Here is an 18,962-nt window from a genome sequence, read left to right on the forward strand (position 1 = left end):
CTGTCGCCCGGTGAAATCGGAGGGACGACGACCGCCGCTAGTCCGACGCCCGCTGGGTCGCCGTGTCCGGTCGCGTCCGTCTGCTCTTCCGGTAGACATCGCCGGATGACTCGCTCGTGGCGACGAACGTCCCCAGCGTCGCCCCGTAGATCGCGTGACCGACGTGAAACACCAGCGCGTCTTCGGACTGGAGTTCCCGCCCGAGGAGGCGGACGAAGACGACCCGGGAGCCAAACGCCGAGAGGGCGAGCGCGTACCCGAGCCCGCTCAGAACGCTCAGCCGTTCCCGCGCGACGGGGTCTGTCACGTCGGCGAAACTCGCCACCAGCCCGTAGACCGCACCGCCCGCGACCCCGTAGAGGAGATGCAAGAGCAGTCCCGGGAGAAAGTACTCCTCTACGTCGCCGCCGCCGACGTAGCGCCCCCAGAACTCGGCCGTCGGTGGCAGCGCCTTGAACGCCGGGATGCGATAGACGGTCATGGCGACCGTGGCGGCGAACCCCCCGACACAGCCCCGTGCGACGGACCGGAGCAGCCGTGAGCGCGACGGGACGCGGAACGTGTTCTCGGTCTGTCGGCTCGGTGACGGCGTTCGGTGACGGGCAGACATTGTTCTGAATTGATAGATGAGGGCAGGCCATTTCTATCTGCGGGTGGCCACCCCGACAGCCCTAACTACGCCGTGGGCGTAGCCGGTGGCATGACTACCGAGGACGCCCAAGCGGCGGCCGGCACCGCCGAGGGGCAAGGTCCCGTGGAAATCGACGAGGAGATGGCCCGCCACCTCGCGAACAAGCGCGAGGAGCTGTTCGAGAAGTTCGGCATCCGCGACGAGTTCCCGCCCGAGGTGCTCGAAGAGGCCAAAGAGCGGACACAGAACGTCCAGGCCGACATCGAGCAGGGAATCGACGAGCGCGAGGACCTCCGGGAGATGACCACCTGGACGACCGACCCCATCGACGCCCAGGACTTCGACGACGCCATCTCCGTCGAGGAGCGCGAGGAGGAGTACGTCCTCTGGGTCCACATCGCCGACGTGACCCACTACGTCAACCCGGAGACGGCGATGTGGGAAGAGGCCGTCGAGCGGGGCAACACCGTCTACCTCCCGGACTACACCATCCACATGCTCCCGCCGGTGCTGGCCGAGACGGTCTGCTCGCTTGTGCCAAACGAGGAGCGACTCGCCCACACCGTCGAGATGCACCTCGACAAGGAGAACCTGGGCTACGAGGAGATAGACATCTACAAGTCCGTCATCGAGAGCGACGCCCGGCTGACCTACACCGAGGCCGAACGCATCCTCGACGACCCCGACAGCGCCGACGACCTGCTCGAAGACACCAGCGTCGACCTCGCCGAGAAGACCGAACTCGTCTGGGAGCTGGCAGACCGGATGCACGAGCAGCGCAAGGAGGAGGGGTCGCTCGTCCTGAACCCGGCCCGCGACCGCGCCCACACCATCATCGAGGAGTGTATGCTGAAAGCGAACAAGGCGGTGACCCACGAGCTGATGTGGAACCGCGGGGTCGAGGCGATGTACCGCGTCCACCCCCAGCCCAGCCCCGACGAGTGGGACGAGGCCTTAGTCGAGATTCAGGAGCTAGACGGCGTCTCCATCCCGGGGTCGGCGTGGGACGACCCGCGCAAGGCCGTCAACGCCACCCTGGAGGAAGCGCCGGGGCGCCAGCTCGACAAGATCCAGTGGGCCGTGATGAAGGTGATGCCCCGCGCGAAGTACATGAACGACCCCTTCGGGGGCCACCACGCGCTGAACTTCGAGATATACGGCCACTTCACCTCCCCGATCCGGCGGCTCTCGGACCTCATCAACCACTGGATCGTCTACAGTAACGACGTGCCCGAGGACCTCATCGCGCTGTGTGACCGCGCCAGCGACCGCCAGAAGGACGCCGAGCAGTGCGAGCGGGAGTACAAGCAGTTCTTAGAGGAGGTCGGGCTGGACCCGTCGGCGGTGAACAACCGCGGCATCGAGGTCGTCGACGAGGACGACTAGACGCTACCGACTCTCCGCGAGATGCTCGCGGCTCCACTCCAGTAGCCCCTCGATGACGGGTTCGAGGTCCCGGCCGGCGGGGGTCAGCGAGTAGTTCACCCGCACGGGTTTGTCCTCGACCACGTCGCGGACGACCAGCCCGGCGTCCTGTAAGTCCTCCAGCGCATCCGACAGTACCTTATCCGAGATGCCGTCGATTCGGTCCTTCATGTCGTTAAACCCGAGTGGCTCCTCCGTGAGGAGAGCGTGAAGCAACACCGGGTGCCACTTCTTCCCGAGTATCGCGGTCGCCCGGCGGAGCCGCTCCCCCCGGGCGTGGACACCCGTCCGGTCCCCCTGCCCAGTCATGTTCTCGCGTTTCCGCCGGCGGATAATATAGCTACGGGCTGAGGGACAAACGCTTTGGCGCTTACGCCCCCCAGCCGAGACGTGACCCCTCCAACGCCCGCGATCCGAACGGACGGCCTGCGGAAACGGTACGGCGACGCCGTCGCGGTCGCCGGCCTCGACCTCCGCGTCGAGCGCGGCAGCGTCTTTGGCTTCCTGGGCCCCAACGGGGCGGGGAAAACCTCGACTATCCGCATCCTGACGACGCTGACCGAACCCACGGCCGGCACCGCACACGTCGCCGGCCAGCCGGTCAGCGACCGGGGCGCAGTGGTCGAACACATCGGCTTTCTCCCTGAGGAACCGCCGCTGTACGACGAGCTCACCGGCCGCGAACAGCTTGAGTACATCGCCGGGCTGCGGGGCCACGACGACTGGGACCGGGTGGAGTCGCTGCTAGAGCGGTTCGACCTCGACGAGGACGCCGACCGCCGGGTCGAGACCTACTCAAAGGGGATGAAACAGAAGCTCGGGCTGATCCAGGCGCTCGTCCACGAGCCCGACGTGCTCTTCCTGGACGAGCCGACCAGCGGGCTCGACCCCCGAGCGGCCCGCACCGTCCGGGCCACAATCGACGAGGTGGCCGCCGCCGACACCACCGTGTTCCTCTCGACGCACATCCTCCCGGTCGTCGAGGAGCTGGCCGACACCGTCGGCGTGCTGTACGACGGCGAGCTCGTGGCCGAAGGGGCACCGGCAGAGCTGACCGGCGGCGTCGAGAGCGGCTCGACGCTTGAGGACGTGTTCCTCGAAGTGACCAGCGAACAGCCCGGCCAATGAGACGGCCCGACCGGCACCGGGCCGGCCGTATCGCCCGGGTCGAACTGCGCCGGACGTGGCGTTCGCTGCGGGCCAGCAACAGGGGCATCCTGTTGCTCGTCGTGGGGGTGCTCGTGGTGCCGCTGTACAGCCTCGTCATCGCCGGGGCGGGCTATCTCGGCGGCGGGGCAGTCACCACCGCGGCCCCCGACGATGTGCGGCTCGCGACGACCGGCGCCGTGGCGGGGCTGCTCGGACTGACGGGGTTCGCCGTCCTCCAGCGGACGGTCAAGCTAAACGGCGAGCCCGACGCCGCCGACGGACTGTTGACGACGGTCGGCTACGAGGACGTCCTCGCGGGGCTGCTGGCCGCCGAGTGTGGCCGGCTGCTCGTGGTCGGCGCGGTACCGCTGTGTGCCCTCGCGGTCGGTGTGACCGTCGGGAGCGGGCTGCCGCTGCTCGGGCTCGCGGTGCTGGTGACGAGCCTGCTGGTCGTCCTGTTCGGACTGCTGGCGAGCTACGCCGCCGGGCTGGGACTCAAGCTGGTCGTCGCTCGCTCGGCCTTCGTCGCTCGCCACCGGGCCGTCATCGGTGGGGTCACCTCGCTGGCGCTCGTGACCGTCTGGCTGCTGGCGTGGGGGACGACCGGGGTCCAGCTGGCGGTGCTGCGGGCCGCGACCCGGTCGCCGCTGTCGTGGGTCGGCGAGCTCGTCTTGCTCGCGGTCCCGTCAGTCGAGGCCGCGCCGCTGGCCGCCGGTGTCGCTGCCGCCGTCATGCTGGGCAGTCTCCCGGCCGCCGGGCTGGTCTGTCTCTGGCTGGCCGAGCGGGTGTGGTACGGCGACGCGGTCCAGCCCGACCACGAGTTCGACGCCACCGAGCGGACGCTGTCGGACCGGCTGCTTTCGGGCCGGGTCTCGACGGCCACCCGCGTCGTCACACAGAAGTCCTGGCGCCGGGCAAAGCGGGCCCCCCTGACCGTCCAGTTCGCGGTCGCACCGGCTTTTCTGCTCGTTTTCCAGCTCCAGACGCTCCTGCTCGAACGGACCGTCCCGCCGACCTTGCCCCTGACGGCCGGGCTGGTCACCGCCGCGGCCGCCGGCGCGGCCTTCAGCCTCAACCCGCTGGGCGGCGAGGAACGGGTCCTACCGCTGACGCTGACGGCCGATATCTCCGGAAAGCGGTTCGTCACCGGCCTCGCGCTCGCGGGGCTGCTCCCAGGCGTCGGTCTGGTGACGGTCCTCGTCACCGGGCTGGGCGTGGTTGCCGGCACGCCGCTCCCGGTGCTCGCGGCCGCGATGGCGACCGCGCTCGTAGTGACCGTCGCGGCCCCCTGGGTGGCCGCCGCGGCCGGCGTCGTCTTCCCGAAGTTCGAGCCCTCGACAGTCGGAGACACGTCGGTGACCGTGCCCAGCGGGTTCGCCTTCGGGCTCTACTTCGCCGTTCTTGCCGCCGTCGCGACCCCCGGCGCCGCCGCCGTCGCACTGGCGATACTCGCGCCCGCGCTGGCCCCGGTCGCGCCGACGTGGCTGCTGGCCGGCGGGGTCGCCACGACCGTCCTGCTCGCCGCTATCGGGGCGGCGATGGGCTACCTCTACGCCGCCAACCGCGTGGGCAGCTACCGGCTGGAGTGAGTCAGCAGACCGGCTTCGGATCCAACCCTATCGCTTCGAGTGCGTTCGCGTACTCCTCGTAGGCGACGCCGACCGCCTCGACCGCCGCGTCGCGGGCCCGCTCACGACCGGACCCGTCGAGCGCCGCGAGCGCGTCACGGGCCGGTTCGAGGTCGCTCGCACCGCTTCTGAGTTCGCGGGCCACGTCGGCGCTGGTCTCGTCGGCTTCGTTGACGAAGTAGCTCACTACCTGCAGGTAAAACCGGTCGAACACCAGCGCCGGGGCGACGAGTCCGGCACCGACGCGCTCGTCGGTTCCGTCGACGGCGTCGAGATGCGCAGAGAGCGCGTCGGGGTCGCCCGGCGCCGCGTCGATGCGCGCCGCCCGTTCGCTCGCAGCCGTCGCGGCTCGATCGAAGGCGTCGACCACGGCTCCGTCGACGGTAGCGTCGGCGTCGCTCGCCCAGCCGTCGAGTGCCTCGGCCACACCGGTCTCCCGGGTCGCCGCGGCCGCCCAGACGGCGTCGGTCTCAAGGTTCGCTCCCGTGGCAGCGATGAGGGCCTTATCCGACCCGATTCGGGTCCGCTCGGTCGTCGTCGCTTCCTCGACAGCCGCGATGGTGTCGGCGGCGTCCATACCGGTTAGAGGACTGCTCCGGACATACATCCTCCGCCCGATTTATCGGCGCCCGGCACCACCGTCCGGTATGGCACAGAACCCACCCGAGCCGCCCGCTGAGCACCCGTCGCTCACCGCGGCGATGCTGAAAAGACAGCTCGACGCAGGCGACCCGGTCCGGCTGCTCGACGTCCGCGACCGCGACGAGTTCGCGGCGTGGCACATCGACGGGCCGTCGGTGACGGCGACGCAACTCCCCTTCGCGAAGTTCCTCCAGGCGAAGGTGACCGGCGACGTCGAGGGCCTGCTCGACGATATCGACGGCGAGGGCCCCGTCACCGCCGTCTGTGCCCGCGGCGAGGCCAGTGCCTTCGTCGCCGGCCTGCTCGTCGACCACGGCGTTGACGCCCGCAACCTCGCCGACGGCATGGAAGGGTGGGCGCGGCTCTACGAGGCCCGCGAACTCCCCGCCGACGCGGCGCCAGTCCTCCAGTACGAGCGTCCGGCCACCGGCTGTCTCTCCTACCTCGTCGTCAGCGACGGCGAGGCCGCCGTCGTCGACCCGCTCCGGGCGTTTACCGACCGCTACGTCGCCGACGCCGCCGACCGCGACGCCACGCTGCGCTACGCCGTCGACACCCACGTCCACGCCGACCACGTCAGCGGCGTCCGGGAACTCGCCAGCGACCACGGCGTCGAGCCGGTCGTGCCCGCCCGCGCCGTCGACCGCGGAGTCACGTACGAGGTCACCGCGCTCTCCGACGACGGGTCGCTATCGGTCGGTTCGACCGCTCTCGACGCCCTCCCGCTGCCGGGCCACACCTCCGGCATGACCGGGTTCCGCGTCGGCGAGGTCCTGCTTGCCGGCGACAGTGTCTTCCTCGAAAGCGTCGCCCGCCCGGACCTCGAAGCCGGCGACGACGGCGCCCCGGAACTGGCACGCACGCTCTACGAGACGCTCACCGAGCGACTCGGAACGCTCCCAGAGGCGACGCTGGTCGCGCCGGGCCACCGCAGCGAGGCGACCGACCCGAACGACGACGGGAGCTACACCGCCCGGCTCGGCGAGCTACGGGACCGGCTCCCGGCGCTCGCGCTCGACCGCGAGACCTTCGTCGAACGCATCTGTGGCGATATCCCACCCCGCCCCGCCAACTTCGAGCGCATCGTCGCCATCAACCTCGGCACCGACGCGGCCGAGGACGGCACCGCCTTCGAACTGGAACTCGGCCCGAACAACTGCGCCGCAGCGCCGCTCTAGAACGGCAACACACCGCGGATTTTGTCAAGCAACGACACGTCCTCGTCCGTCGTCTCCGGCCCCACCACGTCCTCGTCGGGCAGGATGAGCGTCCGCTCCTCGTCGTTCTCGACCACGATGAGGTCGTCGTCTTTCAGCGCAGCCAGCGCGTCCTCAATCTGGTCGATAGTGACATCGGCCCGCGAGCGAATCTCAAACACCGTCATCCCTTCCTGGTGGCGGTCCGCGAGCGCGTCGAGTACCACAACCTCCGTCTCGTCCCGATTGCGGTACTCCGGCTTCGCTCTCATACACCCCTCTAAATCCGGCTGGCTCTTGGCTTTGTCCCTCATCCGGCCATAGTTGTCACCAGCGGCGGGCTATCTATGTCGAATGCGTCATCGTTTGGATGTGCCGTCGCGAGTGGACAGCTACAGCCCGTACTTCTCCGCCAATGTCGAGTTGTACCTTGGATTCGTGTAGTTGTAGTACGCCTCCGGGAGCTCACCGGATGCTATCGTGTCGTCACGCTCCGGGCTGTACCCCTGACGCGCCGGTCCGTAGCGCAGCGTCGAATAGTAATCACCCATGTAGTAGGAAAACGCCTCGTCGCTTTCGCCCTCTTGGTACCGTAACGCCCACTCTTTCGTGATGAAGGTAGTGCTTACGGTTTCACCACTCTCCGGGTCTACAGCCTTGAAGAAAACGATCTCCGGTGCCCACGATCTATTGGTAGGTGTATCAGTATTGTTGCCAAATTCTTCATATCGTTTTAGTCCGCCTGAATAGCTCAACGTGGCCGTGACATCTACTGTGTTTCGCTGAGTGAAATTATATTCCGAAGGCATCTCGTAAGTGTAAACAACGTAGTCACCGGTTGCGTTCGCCTTCAGACCGCTCTCGTTAGCGTACTCAGGAAGTTCTACTGCTGAATAACTGGAACCGTGTTCTTCATTATAGACCTCTTTCACGACGCCAGCCATATCCTGGCTGAACATAAGGTACTGTTCAGTCTCGTTCCACTGGGCAGCATCCCCTCGAAATAGCCCCTCATTTTCTGTAACGCGCTCGATGGTGAGCGTGTAGTTGAACGTGGCGCTTTGGTCAGCTGAGGTGGCCTCGAACGTGTAGCGGCCGCTCTGGTTGAACTCCCCCTCGATCAATTGCGCTTGACCGCCCCTTTCGTTGCTGACAACTTGGGATACGTTCCCATCAGGATTCACGACCCGAAAACCCGGATTCCCGTTTTCAGCCTCCATCGTGATGTTCACCACCTCCCCCTCGTCGGCAGTGATCTGGACCGGTTCATAGAACTTGTTACTCTCACTCGGGTCGCCGTAGTCAAGCTCGCCGGAAGCGGTGACACTACCGTTCTCAGGGATGTACATACTGCGGAGGTCGGTGCCGTTGGTACGCTTCACCTCTCCGTCTTCAGTCGATGCCGGTGTGCTCGTGTCGACCCCGTTCGTGCCACCCTTGTCCGAAAGGAACCCGGCACAGCCAGCGGTTAGGATAAGCGCTGCCATGAGAACGCTGAGTCTTGCCTGTCGAAACGTGGTGTCAGTAAATATCTGCATCGCTCGTTTTTATCTATGTATATTTGTTTTTATCTTACTATATAAATACTGAGAAAATTGTCGGTATCAGTTGCCTCTATTCAATCTTGATATCCTTTCGTACTGCCCATAAAACAGATACCTACCAACCATCAAGTGGAGTTAGAACAGGCCACCACCGAGACCACCACCGCCGATACCGCCACTATCGTCACCACCGTCATCGTCGAACCCCCCACTGATTATGTCTCTGGCATCATCAATGACACTGCCGTCGTCGTCAGCATCGGATATGCCACCCGAGTTATCGGAACTACTGCTATCATCGTCGTCAATAGAAACCCAGTTGGAACCACTATCGTCATCGTCATCCTCATCGTCGTCGGAGCTGTCGCCGCCGATGTGGTTGTGACCGGCGTCATCGCTGGAACTACTACCACCATCGTCGTCGTCGGAGCTACTGCCACCATCTTTGTCGTCTACAGAATCATACGACCCATCAATTGGCTCGTTAACACCCTCTTTTTTGTCCCTGCTAACGGCTTCTGGGCCTCCATCAATTTTGTACCCGCCGCCGTCCAGTTCTCTCACGTTGCTTGCGTCCGGGTCGATGTCCACGAGCTGACCGTCTTGATACGTTGTAATCTTGCCATCGCCGTTCGTATCGACGTAGGTCTGCTCCCCATCAAACGAGTACTGCATATCCGCCTCGCTACCGCACCAAATGGCGAAGCAGCCACTGCTGGTACCACCTCCGGTGTTCCCAACCGAAATCCGTCGCGTCGCGCTCCCACGCTGGCCGAGGGTGTCGTACACCACCGCCGTGACGGGTACTTCACCGGCGCTGTCGAACGAGTGGGTAAACGGGCGGCTGGCCGACATCCCGTCGAGAGAGTCCCGTTCGGCTACGCTGCCGTTGACAAGCCACGTGATCGCCTGCAACGGCGCGTCGTCGTTCGATACGTTCGCGGCGACAGTTGCGTTAGTGCCCGTCCGCGTCGAACCGGCGCCCGACAGCGAGACATCGGGCCCGCTCTCGTTGGTAACGGTGACGTATAGCGTGTCCGAACGGGAGACCCCGTCGTCGTCGGTGACAGTAAGCGTGACCGTGTACTGGCCGACGGCGGTGGCGTCGAACTCGGTCCGCCGACAGCCCACACAGTCGGGCGTCGTCGTCGCGCCGCCGGGCGTCTCGATGGACCACTCGACGCGAGTGATCTCCCCGTCGGGGTCGACCGAGGCGTTGCCGTCGAGATACACCGTTCCGTTGACCGGGACGGTCTGGTCGACGCCGGCATCGGCCAGCGGAGCGGTGTTGTCGGCTGCGAGAGCCGTTCCCGTGGTGGCCAACAGGACCACGGCCGCGAGCAAGAGGAGAGTACCCCGGCGCATTGGTGACCACTGGGCACGGTATCCGTTATAAAATTACGTGTCTTTAGCCCGGAAACGAACGTCGGGAGGTCGACGAGAACAGCGGTGCCGACGCCGGCGGCTGACGGGCAGGGTTTAAGTAGGCCACGGCAACATTGACTGACAATGGGTCTCAAATGCTCCGTCATCGGGCACAAGTACGGTGAGACGGAAGTCGAGCGCGAGCGGGAGGAACAGGGCAGCGAGGTCGTCATCACGATTCAGGAACGCGAGACCTGCGAGCGCTGCGGGAAGACACGCATCGTCTCCGAGAACAAGGAGGTCACTGCCATCGAGACGCCGTCGGACATCGCCGGGGATATGATAGACGACGGGGACTCGGCGGACAAGGCCGGCGGCGAAGAACCAGCGGCCGGCGATGCGTCGGACGACACGACAGCGGACACCGACACGCCAGCGACGGCGGACGAAACGGAGCCAGCAGCCGGGAGCGCCGAGGTACCCGACAGTGCTGTCGACGCCGTGGACCCCGACGCCGACGACGCGGAGATTCTCGATGGCGACAGTGACGGGACAGCAAGCGGTGACAGCGAGCTCGAGGACCCCTCGACCGAGGTGACGGTCGGCGAGAGTGGGGAGAGCGAGCCGTCGCTGGACGCCGAGGAGCCGGCGGTCGCCACCGACCCGGAGTCCGATGACGGGATGATAATCGACGGCGACGATGACGGCGCGGCCGACGACGACCGCCAGCCCGGCGAGTGGCCCGAAGAGCCAAGCGACGACGGCGACGGCTGGGCCCCCGAGACGGACGCGTCGGCGGACGACGAGGCGGACGAGTCGACGGACGTCGAGCCGTTCGGCGGGAACGCCGTCACCGTCCCCGAGGGAGAGTTCCGCTGTCCGGAGTGTGACTTCACCACCGACGTGGCCTCCAGCTCGCTTCGGGCGGGCGATTTCTGCCCCGAGTGTCACAAGGGCGCGCTCGTCAACACCGCGGAGTGAACGCAAAGGGTAAGACGGCGCCTTGCAAAACGTCGCCCATGCGAGAGTACAAGATGCGGCGCGGCGAGCACCTCGAAGACCGCGTTCCGGACATGGAAGCGTTCGTCGAGGAGTACTTCGGCGAGGTAACCGACACCGAGGACCACAACGGCAGCGACCTCCTGGTCGTCGACGAACCGGACAACCCCGTTTTCGAACGCGTCGTCGCCGGGACCGTCTCCTACAGCAGCAAGAAGGACAAGCTGGCGCTGCACATCGACGAGCGCCCGGCCGAAGAGGTCATCGCCGAGGGGCACATCGACGCCGCCGAAGACGCTGTCAGCAAGAAGAACAACTTCCTCGAAGAGGCGACCGGCCGCGACGCGAAGTCCCGGCGAGAGTCGCTGAAACGCGACGTCGAGGACGACGCCGACGCGCCCGACAACATCTAGACTGCCACTATCTGCGATGGCGTTTTGCCGATATCCCTAAATACGCCCGTGACATACAGTCACATACGCCCCGCCGGAGGCGGACAGAAGTATCCGGACCGCTGTGGACCCTGTGCCCGCGGGGTCGTTCACCTGTCATAGTTTGCCGCTCCGCCGGAAGCGGCCCCAATCCGGCAGTTTGGCACGTCCGCTTTTTCCGCCGGGGGTGTTCGTTCCGGTGACACCGCGGCCGGCTGTAACACCGGCATACCCGGTACAGTCCCACGAGGCCTATTCGGCCAGGCCGTAGCCGCGCTTGAACAGCAGGAAATCGATGGCCAGAACGACTGCCGTTACGCCGGTCAGGACGGCCAGGGACGTGTTGGGGTCGATTTCCGTGACGCCGATCATCCCGTAGCGGACGCCGTTGACCATGTAGACCATCGGGTTGAGCAGCGAGACGTTCCGCCAGAGCGGCGGCAGTACGTCGAGCGAGTAAAACACCGCCCCGAAGAACACCAGCGGGCGGAGGATGAACTGGTTCATCACAGTGAGGTAGTCGAAGTCACTCGCCCAGAGCCCGCCGATGACGCCGAGACCGCCAAACAGCGTGGTGATGACCAGCAGGAACGCGACCAGATACAGCGGGTTGGCGAGGGGGACCGGGGTAAACACCAGCCCCACACCGACGATGAGCAGGGACGTGACGATACCCCTGAGCGCGCTCGCCGAGACGTACGCCGTCACCATGCTCCGGTTCGACATCGGCGAGGTCAACACGGCCTGGATATAGTCGTTCCAGCGCCCGTGGAAGATGGTAAACGAGGCGTTCTCGAAGCTGTCCGAGATGGCCCCAAGCACGACCAGCCCCGGCAGCACGAACTGGAGGTAACTCACGCCGGCAATCTCGCCGATCCGGCTGCCGAGTATCACGCCGAACACGGAGAAATACAGCGTGTTCGTGATGATGGGGGGCAGGAACGTGTTGTACGGACGCCGCACGAACCGCAGGATTTCCCGCCGGACCAGCGTCATGAACTGCGTCGTGTTCTTGTTCATGCCGACACCTCCGCGTACTCGCGGTCGTCGCGGGTCAGGTCGACGAACACCTCTTCGAGCGACGCCCGTCGGATGTCCAGCGAGGTGACGGAGTGTCCCTGTCGTTCGAGGGCCCGCATAAGCGCGGGCGCAGTCTGGCTGCCTCCGGCGGCGGTGACGGACAGGCCGTCCTCGGTGACGGCTATCTCGGTGACACCCTCCACGTCGAGACGCGGCGCGGTCCGTGGCGGGTCGGCCAGCCCGATGTCGATGGTGTCGGTACCACGCGCCATCAGCTCGTCGGGGGCGGCGACCTCGACTTTCTGTCCGCTGTCCATGATAGCGACGCGGTCACAGAGCCGCTCGGCCTCCTCGATGTAGTGGGTGGTCAGCAGGATGGTCGTCCCCTCGTCGTTCATCCGGTTGATGATGTCCCAGAGGTCGTGGCGCAGCTGGACGTCGACACCGGCCGTGGGCTCGTCCAGGATCAGCAGGTCCGGGTCGGAGACGAGCGCCCGCGCGAGGACGAAGCGGCGTTTCATCCCGCCGGAGAGCCAGTCGAAGCGGGTGTCCCGTTTCTCCCAGATGCCGACCGTTTTGAGAGCGTCCTCGGCCCGGCGTCGGGCCTCCTCGCTCCCGATGCCGTGGTAACCGGCCTTGTGCTCTAGGACCTCGATGATAGGGAAAAACCGGTCGACGTTGAACTCCTGGGGGGCCAGACCGATACGGTCGCGGGTCTCGCGGTAGTCGTCCTCGACGTCGAAGCCAAAGACCTCGGCGGTGCCGCTGTTCTTGTGGACGAGCCCGACGAGCGTGTTGATGAACGTCGTCTTGCCCGCGCCGTTGGGACCGAGCAGCCCGAAGAACTCGCCGCGGTCGACGGTGAGATCCAGCCCGTCAAGGGCCTGTACGTCGCCGTAACTCTTCCGCAGTTTCCGTGTTCGAATCGCCGGGTCGGTCATTGCTGTCCCTATCGGCCCAGCACCGAAAAGGACAGTGGACCGTCCCGCCGATGATGCCCGTGTGAGCAGGTGACGCGGGTGTTACTGGCCGAGTCGCTCCCGCGAGACCGTGACCCCGGCGGGCGTGATAATGAGCTGGTCGTCGTCCTTCTGGACGATGTCGCCGCCGACTTCCTCGGCGACCTGTTTGAGTTCGTCGCTGATGCGTTCCATCGTGGTGTCCTGCGTCGAGTGGCGCGTGATGTCGGCCACGACGATGTCGCCGTCGTAGACGGCGTCTTTGATGTCGACGACGTCTTTCGACCCGCTGATTCGGGCGATGCGGACCTGTCGTTCGGACTCTACGCTCGACGTATCGAAGTTGTCGGCGTTCAGCTCGACGTAGTCGTCAGTCTGCCGAGAGGGGCCCGACTCGCCGAGAATCTTGCTCATTAGTCCCATGTCACGGAGAGCGGGCGCTACCCGTTTCAACTTTACGTCAGACATCACTTCTTTGTCGCCCGCAGAAACCCCAGTTTCTGGTGAGGCGTCCGCGAGATGCCCCATCAGGACTCGCGCCACTTGTGGCCACACTCGATGCAGGTAAACAGCCGGACCTCGTAGGAGCCGCCCGGTTTCGGCAGCATCTCGTAGTCGGCCCGGTCGCTGTCGCAGCCGTCCGCCGGACAGGGCTCTTGCATCGTCTCGGTGGCGTCCTGGGTCGCGTCGGCCACGGCGGGTGCCCCGTCGTCCCGCTGTCCGGCCTGGGTCGTCATCGCTGCTTCCGCTTGCGAGTCACGTGGCGCCTCGTTCTCACAGGAGCGACACACCCACGTATCGCCCTCCGTGTGCATCACCGAACCGCACTCGTCACAGAACTGCATACGACACCCTCACCTACACCGAGAACTCGAAGAGGTCGTCCCCGACGTGGTGGATGGACGTGACGACTTTCCCCGACTCGCCGACCATGTCCGACCCGTCGGCCATCGCCCGGCCGACGGCGAGGAACTTCCCGTGGGCCTCCTCGTTGATGGCGACGAGGTCGCCCTCGCTGATGTCGTCGTCGGCCTCGGTGATGCCGGGCCGCATGATGTCGGCGCCGTCCGAGACAAAGGAGATAGCGCCGGTGTCGACGGTGACGACGTGTTTCTCGGGCGGGTGGGCGTTGGCGCCCTGAACGGTGAGGAAGGGCTCATCCTCCGCGACGTACAGCACGTAGGGCTCGCCGTCGACGAGGACCACGTCCCAGTCGCTGTCCTCGAACTCCACTTTCTCGAAGCTGTCGGCGTCCAGTTCGACGCCGAGGTTGTCCGCGAGCGCGTCGGCGATGTCGGCGACCGCGTCGGAGCGGAGGTGGTGGCGCGATTTGACGTTCATACGGGCGACTCCGCGGTCACGGGGTGTAAGCGTAACGAAGGCGGGTGCCGACGGTACAGCACAGTTTAGGGCCGCCAGTCCGTAGCGAACCCATGCGCGTCGTCACCCTGCTCCCATCCGCCACGGAAATCGTCTACGCGCTCGGGGTTGAGCCGGTCGGGGTCTCACACGAGTGTGACTACCCGCCGGCGGCCCGCGAGCGGCCCGCTGTCAACCGCTCCCGGGTGGACCCAGCGGCTTCGAGCAGCGAGATCAACGAGCAGGTCGCCGCGGCCGAGGACGGCGACGGCGTCTACGCTATCGACCGCAAGACGCTTTCGACCCTTGCCCCCGACGTGGTCATCACGCAGGGCGTCTGTGACGTGTGCGCCGTCGACCACGTGCAGGTCGCGGAGGCCGTCGCCGACCTGGGGCTTGACGCCGAGGTGCTGACGCTCGACGTACACAGCCTGGCGGACCTCTTTGACTCCATCCACCGCGTCGGTGCAGCTATCGACCGCGACGAGCGGGCGACCGACCTCGTGGCGAATCTCCGGGAGCGAGTGGCCGCCGTGGAGACGACCGCCGCGCGGGCCAGCGAGACACCGACCGTCGCCGTGCTGGACTGGCTGGACCCGGTGATGGTCGCGGGCCACTGGATTCCCGAGATGGTCGAGATGGCCGGCGGCGCGTACGGCATGGCCGACCACGGCGCGCACTCCCGGCCCCGCGAGTGGGGCGAAGTGACGGCGTACGACCCGGACGTGCTGGTGGCCGCGCCGTGTGGGTTCGACATCGACCAGACCCGCAAGAACCTCGCCGACGTGACCGGCCGACCCGGGTTCGACGACCTCCGGGCGGTCCGCGAGGGGCGGGCCTACGTCGTCGACGGCCACCACTACGTGAACCGGTCGGGCCCGCGGCTGGTCGACACGCTCGAACACCTGGCGGCGCTGTGTCACCCCGACCTGTTCGACGCCCCGCCGCGGGATGCGGTGGTCGAGCTGGCGCCGCTGCGGGCCTAGACTCCGGCAGCCGCAAGCGCCACGGAGAGGTTGAGCGCCACGACCACAGTACCGACACCGAGGAGCCCGCCGAGCCACAGCCGCCAGCGCGGGAGCCCCTCGACGGCGGCCCGGTACCGGACGAGGACGAGCCCGACAACGAGCATAACGGTGCCTTTCAGCGCGACGACCAGCAGCGGGTCGTGGGACAGCAGCGTCCGTATCAGCGGGTTCGCCTCGGCCCCGACGCCGGTGAAATGCAGCGCGGCGAGGGTAGAGAGTAAGTCGCCGGTCCCCCAGACGAACACGATACCGAAGACGAGTTCGACGTAGCCCGGGCGTTGCAGCCGCGCCAGCAGATCGGGCGACGAGGGAGACATTGTGAGACCGTTGGCCTCGGTTTTCGGCTACACTGACCTAAACGCACGGCCCCGGCTATCGGTGTGAAATCCAGCTACAGCTCGCAGCGGCCCTCGTAGGTCGCCTCGGTGATGTCATCGATGGCGGGGTCGTCGCCACAGACGGGACAGTCCGGGTTCGGTTCGATGGGCACCTCGTCGACCGACATCGAGCCGGCGTCGAATGCCAGCAGCCGGCCGGCAAGCGAGTCGCCGTAGTCCAGAGCGAGCTTGCAGACCTCGGTGGCCTGCAGGCAGCCGATGGTCCCCGGCAGGACCCCCAACACGCCGGCCGTCGAGCAGTCCGGGACCGTCCCCGCGGGCGGGGCTTTCGGGAACAGACACCGGTAGCAGGGCCCGTCGCCGGTGAAGGTGGTCACCTGTCCCTCGAAGCGGAAGACGGCGCCGTGGGAGAAGGGAACACCGGCGAGCGTGCAGGCGTCGTTGACCAGAAACCGGGTGGCGAAGTTGTCGGAGGCGTCGACGACGATGTCGTAGTCATCGACGAGGTCGGCGTTGTCGGCCGAGAAGCGCAGCTCGTGGGTGTCGACGGTCACGTCGGGGTTGAGGTCGGCGACAAAGTCGCGGGCGCTCTCGACTTTCGGCCGGCCGACGTCGCTGTCGGCGTGGATGACCTGGCGCTGGAGGTTCGACCGTTCGACGGTGTCGTCGTCGACGATGCCCAGCCGGCCGATGCCCGCGGCGGCGAGATACTGCAGGGCGGGGGACCCGAGCCCGCCGGCCCCCACGACGAGCACGTCGGTGTCGAGCAGCGCCGCCTGCCCCGCCGGCCCCACGTCGTCCATGATGATGTGACGGGAGTAGCGGTCGAGCTGTTCGGGGTCCAGGTCCGGTCGCATAGCGGCGTGTTGGCCACCGGTCGGTATAAACAGCGGGATGAGCGACAGTGTCCCCGGACAACCGGCGCCGGGATTTATTTTTCGTGCCCCCATGTACGGGACATGGGAAACAGCGGGACCGACGCGGGCGGCGCCGGCCGGCTCCCCGTCCGGCCGCCGAAACCGGGGACGGCGATGAGCGTCGTCGTCTTGCTGTTCGGTCTCGCCATCGTCTGCGTGGGGGCCTACTCGTACGTGAGCGACTCGGCGAGGCTGGACGGGAGAGTGACAGTCACCGCCGAGGTCACCGGGGTCGGCGTCGAACAGGTCGAGGGGTCGCGTGGCAGGGAGGCGTACGTCCCAGCCGTACAGTTCCAGTACCGCTTTCGGGGGACAGGCTACACCTCGGACAGGCTCTATCCGGGGCGTTCCCAGCCCCAGTACGACGACAGAGCGACCGCGCGAGAGCGCGTGTCGGCGTACGCCGTCGGCGAGCGCGTGACGGCGTACGTAGACCCCGAGGCGCCGGGGGCGGCGTTCCTCGAAGACGCCAGGTCGGGCCAGGCGACTGGCGCCGTTATCGTCGGGGCCATCGTGTCGCTGGTCGGGGGTGTGGGACTCTACCAGGCGCGAGCGGAGTCCCGCGCCCGGCAGTCGCTGTGAGGGGCGCGTGTCGGCGCCGCCGTGGGCCGGAAGCGAATCCGTCGCTGGCGGACACAGCCGCCCCGCGGCTGGAAGCGGGCAGTCGGAGACCCGACAGCAGCGGGGTCAGCAGTCGTAGAGGTCGCGGTACTTCGCGTCGGCGTAGTCGAGGAAGTGGTCGGCAGTGAACGATTCGCCGGTCGCCTCGCGCACGAGGTCGTCGGTCTCGTAGCGGGCGCCGTGGCGGAGGACGTGCTCGGTGAGCCAGTCGTGGATGGGGTCGAAGTCGCCCTCGCGGACGAGCGCGTCCACGTCGCCCACGTCGGCCCGGAGGTGGTGGTCCAGCTGGGCGGCCAGGACGGAGCCGAGCGTGTAGGTCGGGAAGTAGCCGATGGCGCCGTTCGTCCAGTGGATGTCCTGCAGACACCCCGCCGCGTCGGTGTCGGGTCGCACGCCCAGATACTCCTCCATCTTCTCGTTCCAGACCTGTGGCACGTCCTCGACGGCCAGGTCGCCCCGGATCAGGTCGCGCTCGATCTCGAACCGGAGGACGATGTGCATGTGGTAGGTGAGTTCGTCCGCCTCGACGCGAATGAGGTTGTCCGGGTGAACGGTGTTTGCGGCCTCGTAGAACTCGCGTGGCGTCGCGTCGGTGCCGAGGCGGTCGTTGGCCGTCGCCCCGAAGTGCTCCCAGAACGGCTGCGAGCGCCCGATATGGTTCTCCCAGAAGCGCGACTGGGACTCGTGGACCGAGAGGTCCCGGTTGTCCCCCAGCGGCGTGCCGTACTCCTCCCGGGGCAGCCCGAGCGTGTAGGTGGCGTGGCCGAACTCGTGGACGGTCGAGCCGACGGCGTCCATGGGGTCGTCGGGTTTGAACCGCGTCGTGACGCGGGCGTCGAACTGCGTCCCGGTCGAGAACGGGTGTGGCGCGGTATCGAGCCGGCCGTGGTCCCAGTCGTACCCCAGCGTGGCAAGGGCGTCCTCGACGAGTTCGTGTTGGGTGTCGTCGTCGTAGGTCCCGCTGAAGGGGTCCGCGAGCGTCACATCGCTGTCGGCGATGTCGTCGATGAGGGGGACGAGTTCGTCCCGCAGCGTCGTCAGTACCTCCTCGGCGGTGTCGATACCGAGATAGGGTTCGTACTCCTCGAAGAGGACCTCGTAGGGGTCCCGGTCGGGGTCGATGGCGGCGGCGTACTCCCGGCGGAGCTCGACCATCTCTTCGAGCGTGTCGGCGAACATGCCGAAGTCGTCCTCGGCCTTGGCTTCCTCCCAGACGGGCAGGGCGTTGGAGGACGCTTCGGAGATGCGCTCGACGAGGTCCGAGGGGACCCGCACCGCCCGCTCGTGGTCCCGGCGGACCTCGCGGACGACGGCCGCCTGCTCGGCGTCAAGGTCGGCCCCGTCGAGTTCGTCCAGCCACGCCCCCAACTGGTCGTCGGTCAGCAGGTCGTGGTGCAGCGTCGAGAGGGCCGAGGACTGCTTGGCGCGGGCGGGGGTCCCGCCTTCGGGCATCATCACCTGCTGGTCCCACTGGAGGACGCTCCCGGCGTCGGAGACGTAGTGGAGCTGTCGGACGTGCTCCAGGAACTGCTCGTAGGTCTCGGTCGTCGTTGCCATGGCGAGGGGTTAGACTGGCGGACCTATAGACGCGTTGCCGGCGGAAACACTTCCGGCGGGCCGGTACAGGACACCTCGTTTTCATGTAAATTAAGAATTGTTTGGTTTGGCCGACAATATCCTGCCGATTTGAACAACTTTAATAATCTAAAG

General features: G+C 66.5%; 22 protein-coding genes. 8 read left to right on the plus strand and 14 right to left on the minus strand.

All coding sequences use genetic code 11. The annotated features are described in order from the left end of the window. Positions 1–37: 37 nt before the first annotated feature. On the minus strand, positions 38–610 hold the full coding sequence (locus VJ162_RS07495) for a hypothetical protein (RefSeq protein ID WP_324663422.1): 573 nt from the start codon (positions 608–610) through the stop codon (positions 38–40). Positions 611–700: 90 nt separating this feature from the next. On the opposite strand from VJ162_RS07495, the gene VJ162_RS07500 reads away from it, so the two are divergent. Further along, positions 701–2,017 (plus strand): ribonuclease R family protein, encoded by a 1,317-nt coding sequence (locus VJ162_RS07500; protein WP_324663423.1) that lies wholly within the window; start codon positions 701–703, stop codon positions 2,015–2,017. A 3-nt stretch (positions 2,018–2,020) separates the two neighbouring features. On the opposite strand, the gene VJ162_RS07505 is transcribed toward VJ162_RS07500, so the two are convergent. Next, the gene (locus tag VJ162_RS07505) at positions 2,021–2,365 is read right to left on the minus strand and encodes a winged helix-turn-helix transcriptional regulator (RefSeq protein ID WP_324663424.1); all 345 of its coding nucleotides are present in this window, start codon (positions 2,363–2,365) and stop codon (positions 2,021–2,023) included. 81 nt (positions 2,366–2,446) lie between these two features. Between VJ162_RS07505 and VJ162_RS07510 the strand changes: the two genes are divergently transcribed. Further along, positions 2,447–3,184 (plus strand): ABC transporter ATP-binding protein, encoded by a 738-nt coding sequence (locus VJ162_RS07510; protein WP_324663425.1) that lies wholly within the window; start codon positions 2,447–2,449, stop codon positions 3,182–3,184. Next, the gene (locus tag VJ162_RS07515; protein ID WP_324663426.1) at positions 3,181–4,794 is read left to right on the plus strand and encodes a hypothetical protein; all 1,614 of its coding nucleotides are present in this window, start codon (positions 3,181–3,183) and stop codon (positions 4,792–4,794) included. Before VJ162_RS07510 ends, VJ162_RS07515 begins: the two co-directional genes overlap by 4 nt. Before the next feature lies 1 nt (position 4,795). Here VJ162_RS07515 and VJ162_RS07520 read toward each other — a convergent pair whose 3' ends face one another. After that, positions 4,796–5,410, minus strand: coding sequence for a transcription antitermination protein (locus tag VJ162_RS07520; RefSeq protein ID WP_324663427.1), 615 nt, complete (start codon positions 5,408–5,410; stop codon positions 4,796–4,798). Positions 5,411–5,480: 70 nt separating this feature from the next. On the opposite strand from VJ162_RS07520, the gene VJ162_RS07525 reads away from it, so the two are divergent. Next, complete coding sequence (locus VJ162_RS07525) at positions 5,481–6,653, plus strand: MBL fold metallo-hydrolase (protein ID WP_324663428.1); 1,173 nt, start codon at positions 5,481–5,483, stop codon at positions 6,651–6,653. On the opposite strand, the gene VJ162_RS07530 is transcribed toward VJ162_RS07525, so the two are convergent. The 3 genes from VJ162_RS07530 to VJ162_RS07540 form a co-directional block, all read right to left on the minus strand. After that, positions 6,650–6,943, minus strand: a complete 294-nt coding sequence (locus tag VJ162_RS07530) for a DUF6432 family protein (RefSeq protein ID WP_324663429.1) — start codon at positions 6,941–6,943, stop codon at positions 6,650–6,652. The genes VJ162_RS07525 and VJ162_RS07530 overlap by 4 nt on opposite strands. A 120-nt stretch (positions 6,944–7,063) precedes the next feature. Beyond that, entirely contained in the window at positions 7,064–8,158 is a 1,095-nt protein-coding gene (locus VJ162_RS07535) for a hypothetical protein (RefSeq protein ID WP_324663432.1), read from the minus strand. A 192-nt stretch (positions 8,159–8,350) separates the two neighbouring features. Then, on the minus strand, positions 8,351–9,580 hold the full coding sequence (locus VJ162_RS07540; RefSeq protein ID WP_324663433.1) for a PKD domain-containing protein: 1,230 nt from the start codon (positions 9,578–9,580) through the stop codon (positions 8,351–8,353). A gap of 144 nt (positions 9,581–9,724) precedes the next feature. Here VJ162_RS07540 and VJ162_RS07545 point away from each other — a divergent pair, with 144 nt between their 5' ends. Further along, complete coding sequence (locus tag VJ162_RS07545) at positions 9,725–10,561, plus strand: DUF7093 family protein (protein WP_324663434.1); 837 nt, start codon at positions 9,725–9,727, stop codon at positions 10,559–10,561. Positions 10,562–10,599: 38 nt separating this feature from the next. Next, positions 10,600–10,992 carry a DUF5611 family protein gene (locus tag VJ162_RS07550; protein WP_324663435.1) on the plus strand — a complete coding sequence of 131 codons (393 nt, stop codon included), beginning with the start codon at positions 10,600–10,602 and terminating at the stop codon, positions 10,990–10,992. Positions 10,993–11,262: 270 nt separating this feature from the next. Here VJ162_RS07550 and VJ162_RS07555 read toward each other — a convergent pair whose 3' ends face one another. The 5 genes from VJ162_RS07555 to VJ162_RS07575 form a co-directional block, all read right to left on the minus strand. Then, positions 11,263–12,030: an ABC transporter permease gene (locus VJ162_RS07555; protein ID WP_324663437.1), complete on the minus strand. Its 768-nt coding sequence runs from the start codon at positions 12,028–12,030 to the stop codon at positions 11,263–11,265. After that, positions 12,027–12,971 carry an ABC transporter ATP-binding protein gene (locus VJ162_RS07560; RefSeq protein WP_324663438.1) on the minus strand — a complete coding sequence of 315 codons (945 nt, stop codon included), beginning with the start codon at positions 12,969–12,971 and terminating at the stop codon, positions 12,027–12,029. The genes VJ162_RS07555 and VJ162_RS07560 overlap by 4 nt, the downstream gene beginning before the upstream one ends. An 81-nt stretch (positions 12,972–13,052) precedes the next feature. Continuing rightward, a complete protein-coding gene (locus tag VJ162_RS07565) occupies positions 13,053–13,412 on the minus strand; it encodes a cell division protein SepF (protein ID WP_324663439.1) in 360 nt (119 codons plus the stop codon). Positions 13,413–13,516: 104 nt separating this feature from the next. Continuing rightward, entirely contained in the window at positions 13,517–13,834 is a 318-nt protein-coding gene (locus tag VJ162_RS07570; RefSeq protein ID WP_324663440.1) for an RPA12/RPB9/RPC11 RNA polymerase family protein, read from the minus strand. A 13-nt stretch (positions 13,835–13,847) separates the two neighbouring features. Then, complete coding sequence (locus VJ162_RS07575; protein ID WP_324663441.1) at positions 13,848–14,330, minus strand: RNA-binding protein; 483 nt, start codon at positions 14,328–14,330, stop codon at positions 13,848–13,850. A gap of 92 nt (positions 14,331–14,422) precedes the next feature. Here VJ162_RS07575 and VJ162_RS07580 point away from each other — a divergent pair, with 92 nt between their 5' ends. After that, entirely contained in the window at positions 14,423–15,334 is a 912-nt protein-coding gene (locus VJ162_RS07580) for a cobalamin-binding protein (protein WP_324663442.1), read from the plus strand. Here VJ162_RS07580 and VJ162_RS07585 read toward each other — a convergent pair. After that, complete coding sequence (locus VJ162_RS07585) at positions 15,331–15,693, minus strand: DUF5658 family protein (protein WP_324663443.1); 363 nt, start codon at positions 15,691–15,693, stop codon at positions 15,331–15,333. The genes VJ162_RS07580 and VJ162_RS07585 overlap by 4 nt on opposite strands. A gap of 74 nt (positions 15,694–15,767) precedes the next feature. Continuing rightward, positions 15,768–16,571 (minus strand): SAMP-activating enzyme E1, encoded by an 804-nt coding sequence (gene ubaA / locus VJ162_RS07590; RefSeq protein ID WP_324663444.1) that lies wholly within the window; start codon positions 16,569–16,571, stop codon positions 15,768–15,770. 102 nt (positions 16,572–16,673) lie between these two features. Here ubaA and VJ162_RS07595 point away from each other — a divergent pair, with 102 nt between their 5' ends. Then, positions 16,674–17,213 carry a DUF3592 domain-containing protein gene (locus VJ162_RS07595; protein ID WP_324663445.1) on the plus strand — a complete coding sequence of 180 codons (540 nt, stop codon included), beginning with the start codon at positions 16,674–16,676 and terminating at the stop codon, positions 17,211–17,213. Between the two features lie 105 nt (positions 17,214–17,318). Here VJ162_RS07595 and VJ162_RS07600 read toward each other — a convergent pair whose 3' ends face one another. Then, positions 17,319–18,809, minus strand: a complete 1,491-nt coding sequence (locus VJ162_RS07600; protein ID WP_324663446.1) for a carboxypeptidase M32 — start codon at positions 18,807–18,809, stop codon at positions 17,319–17,321. Positions 18,810–18,962 lie beyond the last annotated feature (153 nt).

It is taken from the genome of Haloarcula sediminis (assembly GCF_035656455.1).
Classification (GTDB): Archaea; Halobacteriota; Halobacteria; order Halobacteriales; family Haloarculaceae; genus Haloarcula; species Haloarcula sediminis.

Excerpts from the sequence above, each read along its gene's own strand:
- VJ162_RS07495 (WP_324663422.1), bottom strand. The coding sequence starts at position 610 with ATGTCTGCCCGTCACCGAACGCCGTCACCGAGCCGACAGACCGAGAAC.
- VJ162_RS07500 (WP_324663423.1), top strand. The coding sequence starts at position 701 with ATGACTACCGAGGACGCCCAAGCGGCGGCCGGCACCGCCGAGGGGCAA.
- VJ162_RS07505 (WP_324663424.1), bottom strand. The coding sequence starts at position 2,365 with ATGACTGGGCAGGGGGACCGGACGGGTGTCCACGCCCGGGGGGAGCGG.
- VJ162_RS07515 (WP_324663426.1), top strand. The coding sequence starts at position 3,181 with ATGAGACGGCCCGACCGGCACCGGGCCGGCCGTATCGCCCGGGTCGAA.
- VJ162_RS07520 (WP_324663427.1), bottom strand. The coding sequence starts at position 5,410 with ATGGACGCCGCCGACACCATCGCGGCTGTCGAGGAAGCGACGACGACC.
- VJ162_RS07525 (WP_324663428.1), top strand. The coding sequence starts at position 5,481 with ATGGCACAGAACCCACCCGAGCCGCCCGCTGAGCACCCGTCGCTCACC.
- VJ162_RS07530 (WP_324663429.1), bottom strand. The coding sequence starts at position 6,943 with ATGAGAGCGAAGCCGGAGTACCGCAATCGGGACGAGACGGAGGTTGTG.
- VJ162_RS07535 (WP_324663432.1), bottom strand. The coding sequence starts at position 8,158 with ATGGCAGCGCTTATCCTAACCGCTGGCTGTGCCGGGTTCCTTTCGGAC.
- VJ162_RS07540 (WP_324663433.1), bottom strand. The coding sequence starts at position 9,580 with ATGCGCCGGGGTACTCTCCTCTTGCTCGCGGCCGTGGTCCTGTTGGCC.
- VJ162_RS07545 (WP_324663434.1), top strand. The coding sequence starts at position 9,725 with ATGGGTCTCAAATGCTCCGTCATCGGGCACAAGTACGGTGAGACGGAA.
- VJ162_RS07550 (WP_324663435.1), top strand. The coding sequence starts at position 10,600 with ATGCGAGAGTACAAGATGCGGCGCGGCGAGCACCTCGAAGACCGCGTT.
- VJ162_RS07555 (WP_324663437.1), bottom strand. The coding sequence starts at position 12,030 with ATGAACAAGAACACGACGCAGTTCATGACGCTGGTCCGGCGGGAAATC.
- VJ162_RS07560 (WP_324663438.1), bottom strand. The coding sequence starts at position 12,971 with ATGACCGACCCGGCGATTCGAACACGGAAACTGCGGAAGAGTTACGGC.
- VJ162_RS07565 (WP_324663439.1), bottom strand. The coding sequence starts at position 13,412 with ATGGGACTAATGAGCAAGATTCTCGGCGAGTCGGGCCCCTCTCGGCAG.
- VJ162_RS07570 (WP_324663440.1), bottom strand. The coding sequence starts at position 13,834 with ATGCAGTTCTGTGACGAGTGCGGTTCGGTGATGCACACGGAGGGCGAT.
- VJ162_RS07575 (WP_324663441.1), bottom strand. The coding sequence starts at position 14,330 with ATGAACGTCAAATCGCGCCACCACCTCCGCTCCGACGCGGTCGCCGAC.
- VJ162_RS07580 (WP_324663442.1), top strand. The coding sequence starts at position 14,423 with ATGCGCGTCGTCACCCTGCTCCCATCCGCCACGGAAATCGTCTACGCG.
- VJ162_RS07585 (WP_324663443.1), bottom strand. The coding sequence starts at position 15,693 with ATGTCTCCCTCGTCGCCCGATCTGCTGGCGCGGCTGCAACGCCCGGGC.
- ubaA (WP_324663444.1), bottom strand. The coding sequence starts at position 16,571 with ATGCGACCGGACCTGGACCCCGAACAGCTCGACCGCTACTCCCGTCAC.
- VJ162_RS07595 (WP_324663445.1), top strand. The coding sequence starts at position 16,674 with ATGGGAAACAGCGGGACCGACGCGGGCGGCGCCGGCCGGCTCCCCGTC.
- VJ162_RS07600 (WP_324663446.1), bottom strand. The coding sequence starts at position 18,809 with ATGGCAACGACGACCGAGACCTACGAGCAGTTCCTGGAGCACGTCCGA.